Source organism: Embleya sp. NPDC005575, assembly GCF_040605455.1.
Lineage (GTDB): Bacteria > Actinomycetota > Actinomycetes > Streptomycetales > Streptomycetaceae > Embleya.
Map to the genome: position 1 here is coordinate 39076 of NZ_JBEXCV010000058.1, position 10202 is coordinate 49277.

At 70.9% G+C, this 10202-nt stretch carries 9 protein-coding genes; 4 read left to right on the forward strand and 5 right to left on the reverse strand.

What is annotated here, in order from left to right:
- Nucleotides 1-47 precede the first annotated feature (47 nt).
- The gene (locus ABZS54_RS20785) at nucleotides 48-1544 is read left to right on the forward strand and encodes an MFS transporter (protein WP_355537817.1); all 1497 of its coding nucleotides are present in this window, start codon (nucleotides 48-50) and stop codon (nucleotides 1542-1544) included.
- Here ABZS54_RS20785 and ABZS54_RS20790 read toward each other — a convergent pair.
- A complete protein-coding gene (locus ABZS54_RS20790) occupies nucleotides 1516-3084 on the reverse strand; it encodes an ABC transporter substrate-binding protein (RefSeq protein WP_355537820.1) in 1569 nt (522 codons plus the stop codon). The two genes, ABZS54_RS20785 and ABZS54_RS20790, sit on opposite strands and share 29 nt — an antisense overlap.
- A 272-nt stretch (nucleotides 3085-3356) precedes the next feature.
- On the opposite strand from ABZS54_RS20790, the gene ABZS54_RS20795 reads away from it, so the two are divergent.
- Nucleotides 3357-4490 (forward strand): chemotaxis protein, encoded by a 1134-nt coding sequence (locus ABZS54_RS20795; RefSeq protein WP_355537823.1) that lies wholly within the window; start codon nucleotides 3357-3359, stop codon nucleotides 4488-4490.
- Between the two features lie 118 nt (nucleotides 4491-4608).
- Here ABZS54_RS20795 and ABZS54_RS20800 read toward each other — a convergent pair whose 3' ends face one another.
- Nucleotides 4609-5250, reverse strand: coding sequence for a hypothetical protein (locus ABZS54_RS20800; protein WP_355537826.1), 642 nt, complete (start codon nucleotides 5248-5250; stop codon nucleotides 4609-4611).
- 117 nt (nucleotides 5251-5367) lie between these two features.
- Between ABZS54_RS20800 and ABZS54_RS20805 the strand changes: the two genes are divergently transcribed.
- A complete protein-coding gene (locus ABZS54_RS20805; protein WP_020551221.1) occupies nucleotides 5368-5553 on the forward strand; it encodes a DUF5703 family protein in 186 nt (61 codons plus the stop codon).
- An 85-nt stretch (nucleotides 5554-5638) separates the two neighbouring features.
- Here ABZS54_RS20805 and ABZS54_RS20810 read toward each other — a convergent pair whose 3' ends face one another.
- From ABZS54_RS20810 to ABZS54_RS20820, 3 genes are all read right to left on the reverse strand, one after another.
- Nucleotides 5639-6226, reverse strand: coding sequence for a chaplin (locus tag ABZS54_RS20810; protein WP_355537829.1), 588 nt, complete (start codon nucleotides 6224-6226; stop codon nucleotides 5639-5641).
- 336 nt (nucleotides 6227-6562) lie between these two features.
- Complete coding sequence (locus ABZS54_RS20815) at nucleotides 6563-6802, reverse strand: chaplin (RefSeq protein ID WP_355537832.1); 240 nt, start codon at nucleotides 6800-6802, stop codon at nucleotides 6563-6565.
- Between the two features lie 210 nt (nucleotides 6803-7012).
- Complete coding sequence (locus tag ABZS54_RS20820) at nucleotides 7013-8341, reverse strand: M20/M25/M40 family metallo-hydrolase (protein WP_355537835.1); 1329 nt, start codon at nucleotides 8339-8341, stop codon at nucleotides 7013-7015.
- Between the two features lie 352 nt (nucleotides 8342-8693).
- Between ABZS54_RS20820 and ABZS54_RS20825 the strand changes: the two genes are divergently transcribed.
- Nucleotides 8694-9578 carry a TIGR04222 domain-containing membrane protein gene (locus ABZS54_RS20825; RefSeq protein ID WP_355537838.1) on the forward strand — a complete coding sequence of 295 codons (885 nt, stop codon included), beginning with the start codon at nucleotides 8694-8696 and terminating at the stop codon, nucleotides 9576-9578.
- Nucleotides 9579-10202: the final 624 nt, after the last annotated feature.

The following is a 10202-nucleotide window of genomic DNA, read 5'->3' on the forward strand; positions in this document are numbered from 1 at the left end:
TCTAGGGTGGGGCCGACCATCCCCTTCCCCACCCAGGAGCGCGTCCCGTGGCCGGCCCCGCCTCAACCCCGCAGGACCCGCGACAACGTTTCCTGGTACCGGTCCTGGGCTCCTGTGGCATTGTCGCCGCGCTCATGCAGACCGTGGTGGTACCGCTGCTCCCGGACCTGCCCGCGCTGACCGGCAGCTCGGCGTCGACGGTCAGCTGGACGGTCACCGCGACCCTGCTCAGCGGCTCGGTGTGCACGCCGCTGCTCGGTCGGGCGGGCGACATGTTCGGCAAGAAGCGCATGCTGGTCGTGGCGATGAGCGTGCTCTCGATCGGCTCGGTGATGTGCGCGCTGACCTCGGACATCGGCGTACTGATCGTCGGCCGCACCCTCCAGGGCATGGCCACCGCCGTGGTCCCGCTGGGGATCAGCATCCTGCGCGACGAATTGCCGCCGGCCAAGGTCGGCGGCGGCGTCGCGATGATGAGTTCGACACTGGGCATCGGCGCGGCCGTCGGCCTGCCACTGGCGGGCCTGGTCGTGGACCACGCCGACTGGCACGCGATGTTCTGGGGCGCCACCGCGCTCGCGCTGCTGGTCCTGGGGCTGGTCCTGCTGGTCGTCCGCGAATCGCCGGTACGCAGTCCCGGCCGGTTCGACGTGGTCGGCTCGCTCGGCCTGGCCGCGTTCCTGGTCTGCCTGCTGCTCGCGGTGTCCAAGGGCACCGCCTGGGGCTGGACGAGCGCCCGCACACTGAGCCTGCTGGGTGCCGCCGTGCTGATCCTGCTCGCGTGGGGGATGCACCAGTGGCGGGTGGGCACCCCGCTGGTGGACCTGCGGGTGACCGCGCGACCGGCGGTGCTGCTGCCCAACATCGCCGCGCTGTTCATCGGCTTCTCGTTCTACGCGAACAGCCTCTCCACCGCCCAACTGGTGCAGACGCCGAAGGAGAGCGGCTACGGACTGGGCGTCTCGGTCGCGATCGGCGGCCTGTGCCTGCTGCCCGGCGGGGTGATGATGGTCGTGCTCTCGCCGATCTCCACCCGACTGACCGCCACCCGAGGACCCAGGTTCTGCCTCGGTGTCGGTGCGATCCTGCTCGGCCTGGGCTATGTGGTGCGGATCTTCACGAGCCACGAGTTGTGGACCATCATCATGGGCGCGACCGTCGTCGCCTCCGGCACGGCGATGTGCTACTCGGCGCTGCCGATGCTGGTCATCCGGGCCATCCCCGCCGCGCAGACCGCCGCAGCCAACGGCATCAACGCGCTGATGCGCACGATCGGCCAGGCCGTGTGCAGCGCGGTGGTGGCAGCCGTGCTCACGTCGTACACGATGTCCGTCGGCGGCCACGTGCTGCCCACCCTGCACGCCTACATGGTCGTCTTCGTGATCGCCGGCATCGTGGCCGGCTGCGCGCTGGTCGCGTGCCTGTGCATTCCCGAGCCCGCAGGCCCGACGGCCGTGCCGGTCCCGCCCGAATCGGCGGGCTCCGACCGGGCCGTCGAGCCCCGATCCATCGCGGCTACGCCGGACCCAACCGGTCGAACATGATCAGCCCGTCCTCGAAGACGGTCAGGTTGGCCACCTTCGCGTCCTTCGCCCGGATCGCCGCAGTGAATGCCTGCTCGTAGGCGAACATCGGGACGTCCTTGGCCAGTTCGCGCTGCACTACCGCGTAGGCGGCCCGCCGGGTGGAGGTGTCGGTGGTGGCCCGGGCCTGGTCCAGCGCCTGGTCCACGGCCGGGTTCTTCCACTGCATGTGGTTGTCCTGGCCCTTGGAGTGCAGGAAGTTGTACAACACCGGCTCCGGGTCGTCGAAGGACAACACGAACTCGCCCGCGTCGAACTGCCGCTGGATCTGCACCTTCTGGAGGTACTGGGTGCCCTCCAGAAACTCGGTCTTCATGGTGATGTTCTTCATCTCTGCCGTCTGCGCGAGCCAGTACTCGGCGGTCAGATGCGAGCCCGGGCTGTTGTAGGTGCTGTACGTGAAGGCCAGCGGCTTGCCCTCGGCGGCGAGCGCGTCCAGCAGTTGCTGGGCCTCGACCCGGTTGTTCGACGGCAGGGTCGCCTCCGGCGCGGCGAATTCCGGCGCGGCGAATTCCGAACCCGGGCGCAGGAAGGTGCTCAGCGGTTTGCCGGTGCCGTCGGTGACCACCTTCGCACGCGCCACCGGATCCATGATCAGCGCGAACGCGCGCCGCGCGCGCGGATCGTCGAACGGCGGCCGACTGGTGTTGAACAGCGTCATGAACCCGCCGCTCTTGCCCTCGGTGAGCACTGGCAGACCGGCCTTTTGTGCGTCGCCGAGCAGCTTGGCCTGGGCCGTGGTCAGCACCTGCGCCTGATTGGCGGCCAGCATGGCCAGTCGCTGCGACTGGTCGACCACCGGCTTGAGGGTCAGCTCCTTCAGCGGCGGCCGGCCGCCCACCTGCCAGTACTTGGGATTGCGCTCCAGGACCATCTGCTGGTCGCGCACCCAGCTCTTGAGTCGGTATGGCCCGGCGCCCACCGGCTTGGCGCCGAAGCCCTTGGGATCGGCCCGGATCGCGGTGGGCGACCCGATGAACGCGAGATTGTGCGCGATCACCTTGTCGAAGTGCGCGTTCGGCGCCGGCAGCGTGACCCTGACGGTCCGGCTGTCGGTGGCGGTTATGCCGAGCCCGGCGACCACGCGCGCCTGCAGCGACTTGTTCGCCGGATCGGCGTGCCGCTCCCAGTTGAACTTGACCGCCTCGGCGTCCAGCGCGGTGCCGTCGGAGAACTTCAGGTCCGGCCGCAGCCGCAGCGTCCAGACCCGACCGCCCTCCGCCGCGGTCGCGCTCTCGGCGAGTTGCGGTTGGGCCCGGCCGGTCTTCGGGTCGATCCACAGCAGCACGTCGAACACGGCCGCGGCCTGGGTGCCGCCGGTGATCTGGGAAAGGCTCGCCACGATCGGGTCCAGGCTGCGCGCCTCCTGAGTGACCAGGACGGTCATCGCGCCGCGCGCCGAGCCGCCGGCGCCGTCGTCGGAGCCGCATGCGGAAGTGGTCAGGATCAGTCCGGTCAACGCGGCGAACAGGGCCGCCTGCCGGGTGGGCACGGATCGCACGGTGGTCGCTCCTCGCATGGGCCCACCTGGGTCGGGCAGACCCTGGGTCTCCATGGATGCTGCGTCCGGGGGGTCAACGGGGATCAACCTAGAGTCCCTCCTGACTCACCGTCAACAACCGTTCCATGCAGAGTGATGGCCGAGCGAGTGCGGCCGAGGCGGGGCGCCGGCTGCGGGCCGGTCGGGTGATTGATGCGATTTCCGTGGCGAATCGGGCATAGGACGCTGTGTTTGTCGATGCCATGAGGCCGGAACGCACGCCAGGAGACCGCATGACGACCGCCGCACTGTCGCCGGAACTGCTCGCCGAGCTGCGCCGCCCGCGCGCGTATCCAGCGGTGTCCCTGACGCTGCCCACGCACCGGCACCGCCCGGAGAACCAGCAGGACCACATCCGGTTGCGGAACGTGCTGGCCGAGGCGGAGAAGCGGCTCGCGGCGGACCCGGAGGTGGGCCGGGAGGCCCGGATCAAGACCGTCGACCGGCTCAAGGCCGCGGCGGCCGAGCTGGACCCCGAGCACTTCCTGGACGGCTTGGTCCTGTACGCCTCGGCCGACGAGCACTACGCCTTCACCGTGCAGGCGCCGGTGAGTGAGCGGGTGGTGCTCGCGACCACCTACCTCACCCGCAACCTGGTGGCCGCGGCCGAACGGCTCACCCCCTACTGGGCGCTCGTGCTCAGTGAGCACGAGGTGCACCTGTGGCACGGCCGCGGCGACGAGGCGCACGAGGTCCGCGACGGCGGCTTCCCGATCACCTCGGCCGGTCCGGAGCGGGACGGACCTCCCACGCGCGAGGGCGGCGGGCTGGGCGTGAGCGAGGACTTCCGGCGGTTGCTGAACGAGGCCGACGAGCAGTTGGCGCGGGCGCTCGCCGGACGCGAGGACAAGGTCGTCCCGGTCGGACTGCGACCGCAGGTCAAGGCGTTCCGGGAGAGCACCCGCAACGGCGCGCACCTGGCCCGGACCGAGCTGGAGGTCGGCGGCGTGAACGAGGCGACGCCCGGTCAGTTCGCCGAGATCCTCGCGCCGGCGCGGACCGCGCTGGCCGCGGAGGCGACCGCCGCAGCGCTGCGGGCGCTGGACGACGCGCGCAGTGGCAAGCGGTACTCCGGCGGCATCCAGGAGGTGTGGACGCCCGCCCGGGCCGGCCGCGGCGCGCTGCTGGTGGTCGAGGAGGGGCTGCGGGTGACCGGTCGACTGGTGACGGTCGATCGCACCGGCGAGATCGTGCTCCAGGTGCTCACCGGGCCGCACGCCGAGGACGCGGTACTGGCCGGCCGAGCCGAGGACGACATCGTGGACACCGTGGTCGAGGCGACCCTGGAGGCGGACGGCAAGGTGGTCTTCGTGCCCGACGACACGCTCAAGGAGGCCGGCGGCATCGCGCTGGCGCTGCGCTACTAGTGCCGCGCTGCGGCCGGCCGGCAACACGAGGAGTGTGCGGCGGTGACCCTTGGGGGTCGCCGCCGCACTCGGTCGATACGGGTCGTGCCGGGGTCGGGTCGACGGCGCGGACGACCGGTCAGTGCAGGTCGCGCTCCAGCGCCTCGAGGTCGTCCTCGTATGCGGTACTGGTCTCGAACCGGTAGATGATGCTGCGCGGATCCGCGTCGTCGAACGGGGCGTCCAGCCATTCGCCCGGCTCGGTCGGTTCGATCGCCGACACCCACAGGGTGGAATCGCCCGGTTCCAGGCCGAGTTCCTCGGCGCGCTGGGCGATCTCGTCCGGGTCGTACACGTCGAAGAGCACCGCGACCGCGCTCGACGCGCTGTCCGCCCCGGTGTCGCGGGGGGACGCCGGCGGTTCCGCGTCGCCGGCCTCCGCGTCGGCCCGGCGGGCGTGGTCGACGAGCGTGATCAAGTCCTTGATTGCGTAGTCCCGGCGGATCAGCACGGTGACCGCCTCCGGGTTGGTGGGCCCCTCGTACTCGGTTTCCTCGGTGCTGCCGGGCACTTCGAACGGGGTGACCTCGTCGTAGGCGTCGTACAACAATTCGTCGTATGCCTCGGCGGCGGCCGCGAGCGCGTCGTACGCGGCGAACACGGCCGGGTCGCTCTCGCCCTGGCGGGCTTCGACGGCGGCCAGATGGTCGTCGATCGCCGATTTGAGAACGTCCGCGGCGGCACGGACCTGCTCTGGCGTGGGCTGCGCAACACCGGTCATGGGGTGACGTTATCCGCAAGACCCCCACGCGCGCACAATGGTTCACTGATGGCGGAGTCGGAGAGTTACCAAAAGGCCGGTCACCGCGCCTTCGCGCGGCCGCCGGGGAACGGAAACATGGCGGAATACGAGTTTCGGCAACTGGACATCCCGCGCGGCACCTCCCGGACCGACGCGTGTCGCATCCTGACCGAGCAAGCTGAGTACGGCTACTGGGAGCTGGACCGGTTGCTCCTGCGTGGCGACGGCAGCCGACGAGTGGTCCTGCGGCGCCGGATCATTCGACAGGTGCGGACCATGTGACGGACCGTCACGCCACGAGGACCACCCGCCCCTGTCCTCCCAGGGGCGAGCAGTCCTCGAGTTCGTTTGGCCGTGCAGGCCGTGCTCAGTCCTGCGCGGGCCGCGAGCGGCGGTACAACACGAAGCCGCCGAGCAGCAGTGCGGCGCCGATCGGGGCCACGGTGAGTGCGTTCGAACCGGTCTGAGCGAGCGAGCCGGTGCTCGTGGACCCACCGGTGGTGTCGCCGGTGGCCCCAGCCGAGCTGCCGCCGGTGCTGCCGCCCGTGGTGCCGCCCGTCGTGCCACCGCTGGTGCCACCGGTGGTCGGCGGCTTCATGGTGGGGGGCTTGGTGGCCGGCGGGTGCGTGGTGGGCGGGTGCGTGGTGGGGGGCTTGGTGGTCGGCGGCTTGGTGGCCGGCGGCTTGATCTGCGGAGGGTGCGTGGGGTTCGACGCGTTCACGCAGTGGTTGCCGAACGCCGGGTTCAGGGCGCCGATCACGTTCACCGTGTTCCCGCACACGTTCACCGGAACGTGGATCGGGATCTGGATGTTGTTGCCCGAGGCCACGCCGGGCGAGCCGACGGCTGCGCCATCGGCCGCACTGCCGGCGTTGGCCACACCTACCGCCGCGGACGCGAGGGCGCCCGTGGTGGTGATGACGACCAACAGCCCCTTCTTAGCGAACTGGTGCATGTAAGTACCCCTGTGTCTCTCTCGCGAGGGGCGGGGGACGATGACCCCGCACGGACGTCAACGAGAGCCGGCACAGGAGGTCACCGATTCAGGGACGATTCGCTCGTACGGCTGAGTTTCGGGATTCCTTACAACCAGGTATTGATCGTCTTTGGCTGCTTTTCATCCCAGTCGAGCGCTTGGCCGGCCGGTGGCGATCGTCGGCCGAGGCGTGCCGGTGGGGCGCCCGCGAGCCACCCGCGGGTGTGCTCCGAGCGCGGGTCACCGCACAGCGGGACGGCCCCGAGACCGTGAGGTCTCGGGGCCGTCCGCACGCCAACGAGCGTGTGGCCTGGATCAGGCGTTGATGCAGGTGTTGCCGAACGTGGGGTTCAGCACGCCGATGATGTCGACGGTGTTGCCGCACAGGTTGACCGGGATGTGGATCGGAACCTGGATGTTGTTGCCCGAGAGCACACCGGGGGAGCCGACGGCCGCACCCTGCGCCTCGGAGTCCGCCATGGCGCCACTGGCGCCGGCGAGTACAAGTCCACCGCCGGCCGCGACGATGAACGCGACCTTGCCCATCTTCTTCATGATTCTTTCGTCCTCCTTGTCGACACCACGACGCGCTTGCGCGCCGCACAAGGGGAAACGACGGGATCGGGCGGAGGCTACGCGTGGACCGAGGTATTCACTCGTTCGGGCTTGCCCCCGGGAATGCCGGGCTTCGGGGGCCGAGCCGGCGCGCAGCCGGGGGTGCCGGGACCGTGCGACCGTGCCCGGACCCGACCGCGCGCCGTGCACTCATGCGTTGTCGAGAAAGTGATCCAGCACCCGTACGCCGAACTTGAGGCCGTCCACCGGAACCCGCTCGTCGACGCCGTGGAACATGCCCGCGAAGTCGAGGTCGGCCGGCAGCTTCAGCGGCGCGAAGCCGAAGCAGCGAATGCCCAGATCGGCGAAGGACTTCGCGTCCGTGCCGCCGGACAGGCAGTACGGCACCGCCCGCGCGGCCGGGTCGTGCGCCCGCAGTGCGGCCGACATGGCCTCGACCAGCGCACCGTCGAAGCCGGTCTCCAGGGCCTGGTCGGTGTGCACCGTCTCGCGCCGCACCCGCGGGCCCAGGACCGCGTCCAGTTCGGCGTGGAACTCGTCCTCGAAGCCCGGCAGGAATCGGCCGTCCAGGTGCGCGGTGGCCTGGCCGGGAATCACGTTGACCTTGTATCCGGCGTTGAGCATGGTCGGCTGCGCGGTGTTGCGGATGGTCGCGCCGATGATGCTCGCGATCGGGCCGAGCCGCTCGATCGTGGACTCGATGTCGTCCGGGTCGAGTTCGATGCCCAGCGCGTCCGAGATCTCGTCCAGGAACGCCCGCACCGTCTTGGTGACCCGGATCGGGAACTTGTGCCGACCCACCCGGGCGACCGCCTCGGCCAGTTCGGTGATCGCGTTGTCCTTGGCGATCATCGACCCGTGGCCGGCGGTGCCGTCCACGATCAGCCGCATCCAGTCCATGCCCTTCTGGGCGGTCTCGACCAGGTACAGCCGCAGATCGTCGTTGACCGTGAAGGAGAACCCACCGACCTCGCCGATGCCCTCGCTGACCCCCTCGAACAGGTCGGCGTGGTTGTTCACCAGGTGCCGTGCCCCGAAGAGGCCGCCGGCCTCCTCGTCGGCCACGAAGGCGAGCACGATGTCGCGCGAGGGCAGCCGGCCGGTGCGCACCCGGTCGCGCAGCACCGCGAGCACCATCGCGTCCATGTCCTTCATGTCGACCGCGCCGCGGCCCCACACGCAGTCGTCCGCGACCTCGCCCGCGAACGGATCGTAGGTCCAGTCCGCGGCGTTGGCGGGCACCACGTCCAGGTGGCCGTGGATCAGCAGCCCCGGCCGGGACCGGTCGGTGCCCTCGATCCGGACCACGGTGCTGGCCCGGCCGCGCTCGGATTCGTAGATCTTCGGTTCGAGGCCGACCTCGGCGAGCTTCTCGGCGACGTACTCCGCGGCGGCGCGTTCCCCCGGACCCGAGCCGTCACCGTAGTTGCTCGTGTCGATCCGAATCAGGTCGCGGCACAGGTCGACGACCTCGTCCTCCGCGGTGGTGGTGGGCTGGGGACGGACAGCCTCCGTCATGACGGGCTCCTCGGGAAAGGCGGAACGGCACGTGTGTACGGGTGTACCACCATCCTGCACCCGCGTGCGGAGTCGGCAGGGCCCGAGCTGCCTTCTGACGACCAGTCAGTTGAGCGGGACGGCGACGATCCCGGACGGGCACGCGGGGAGGCCCGGGGCGAGGGGCCCGACGAAAGGCTCCATGGCGTCCTCGGCAACGTCCTCGGCACGAACGTAGGGAGATGCCTCTGACCGGGCGGAACGGGCCGCTGCTACCTTCCGGATCAGGCCGAACAAGCCGAACACCGAACAAGCGGAACAACTCGAACAAGACGCGGCAAGCCGCGAGTCGGACCATCGGGAGGGACGTCGCATGAACGGCACCGCGTGGGGCCTGACCGGTCCCGAATTCCTCAAGCTCTACGGCGGCGTCCTCGCCGGCCTGATCGTCCTCGCGATCGTGTTCCGGATCGTGATGGCCTGGGCGATCCGCGGTCAGGCGAGCCGGGCACCGCTCGGCGCCTACGACGCGGCCTACCTCGCGGGCGGACCCGTCCGGGTCGCCGAGACCGCGGTGGCCTCGCTGATCACCGAGGGATACGTGCACGTGCAGCGCGCCGGTCAGGTCACCGCCGCCACCGGATCGCGGCCGACCGAGCCGGTCGCGGCGGCCGTGATGGACTGCGTGCGCACCACCCGGGGCACCCGGCTCGCGCTGCTGCGGGCCTGGACGCGCAGCACCATGCTCGCCGAGATCGAGGGCAGCCTGATCGAGCGCGGACTCGTGCACTCCCGGTTGGCCCGGCGGATCGGCAAGGTGCCGCCGCGGCTGATGCTCGTGCTCGGGCTGGTCGGCATCGTCCGTTTCGTCAACGGCCTCGCACACGGCCGGCCGATCGGATTCCTGGTCCCGCTGATCGTGCTCACCTTCATCCTCACGGGCGTGGTCAGCACGCCGTTTCGGGCCACCCGCGCGGGCCGCAGGGCACTGCGCGAGCTGACCACGCAGCTGCGTGCGGACCGCCGCTCCGGCGCCCTGCTCGGCGCCGGCGCGCTGGCGGGCCTGTTCACGGTGGCCTGCCTGGGCATGGCCGCGCACCCGGACCCGGAGGCCAGGACCGCACTGGTGGCCTACGGCGGCAGCACCGGTGGTGGCGGCGGTGGCGGAGACGGCGGCGGGAGCAGCTGCAGCGGGGGAAGCAGCTGCGGTGGCGGTGGCGGTGGCGGCTGCGGTGGTGGTGGCGGCTGCGGCGGCTGAATCGCACGATCCGCACCCCTCGTGCGCCGCGCGGCTGCGAATCCTCCACCCGAGGACGCGGAACCGGCACGGCGTACGCGATGGATGGGACCCCGACAAAGGTGATCGGCCCGGCGGGATCGGGGACGGCGAAGCCGACCCGACCGCCGGGCCGATCCGTTCCCGCCCGCGGCGCGCGATGCGCCCGGGCACTACGCCGTGATCGGGTCTGACATCGCCGGCCGAACGGCCGCCGCGGTACGTGGTCACGCTCGACGACGCGGCGGCGATCGCACCGCAGCGGGTGCTCGCGCCGATGAACCACGAACATCCCGTGTGCACTCCCGAAGTCGTCGCCGCACAGCGCCGGTTGCCCGAACCGAACCGGGATCGCCCGATCGCGGTCGCGGGACGGCGGCCGGCCCTGACTCCCTCGCGGACCCCTCGGAAGATGAGGGCTTCCCCTGAAGTGCCGGGAGGGGCGCATGTGGTCTGCTGGGGCGTGGACGAGGAGCCGCTCCGGTCGGCCGTCGCGGGGGTGCGGCCGGGTGGAGTGGTGATCGCACGTCCGCAGCGGCGAAGAGTCGGTTTCGCCGGCTCGTCGCGAACGAACGCCCCGACCGGGATCGCCCGGTCGGGGCGTTC

Excerpts from the sequence above, each read along its gene's own strand:
- ABZS54_RS20810 (WP_355537829.1), bottom strand. The coding sequence starts at position 6,226 with ATGCACCAGTTCGCTAAGAAGGGGCTGTTGGTCGTCATCACCACCACG.
- ABZS54_RS20795 (WP_355537823.1), top strand. The coding sequence starts at position 3,357 with ATGACGACCGCCGCACTGTCGCCGGAACTGCTCGCCGAGCTGCGCCGC.
- ABZS54_RS20800 (WP_355537826.1), bottom strand. The coding sequence starts at position 5,250 with ATGACCGGTGTTGCGCAGCCCACGCCAGAGCAGGTCCGTGCCGCCGCG.
- ABZS54_RS20805 (WP_020551221.1), top strand. The coding sequence starts at position 5,368 with ATGGCGGAATACGAGTTTCGGCAACTGGACATCCCGCGCGGCACCTCC.
- ABZS54_RS20820 (WP_355537835.1), bottom strand. The coding sequence starts at position 8,341 with ATGACGGAGGCTGTCCGTCCCCAGCCCACCACCACCGCGGAGGACGAG.
- ABZS54_RS20815 (WP_355537832.1), bottom strand. The coding sequence starts at position 6,802 with ATGAAGAAGATGGGCAAGGTCGCGTTCATCGTCGCGGCCGGCGGTGGA.
- ABZS54_RS20825 (WP_355537838.1), top strand. The coding sequence starts at position 8,694 with ATGAACGGCACCGCGTGGGGCCTGACCGGTCCCGAATTCCTCAAGCTC.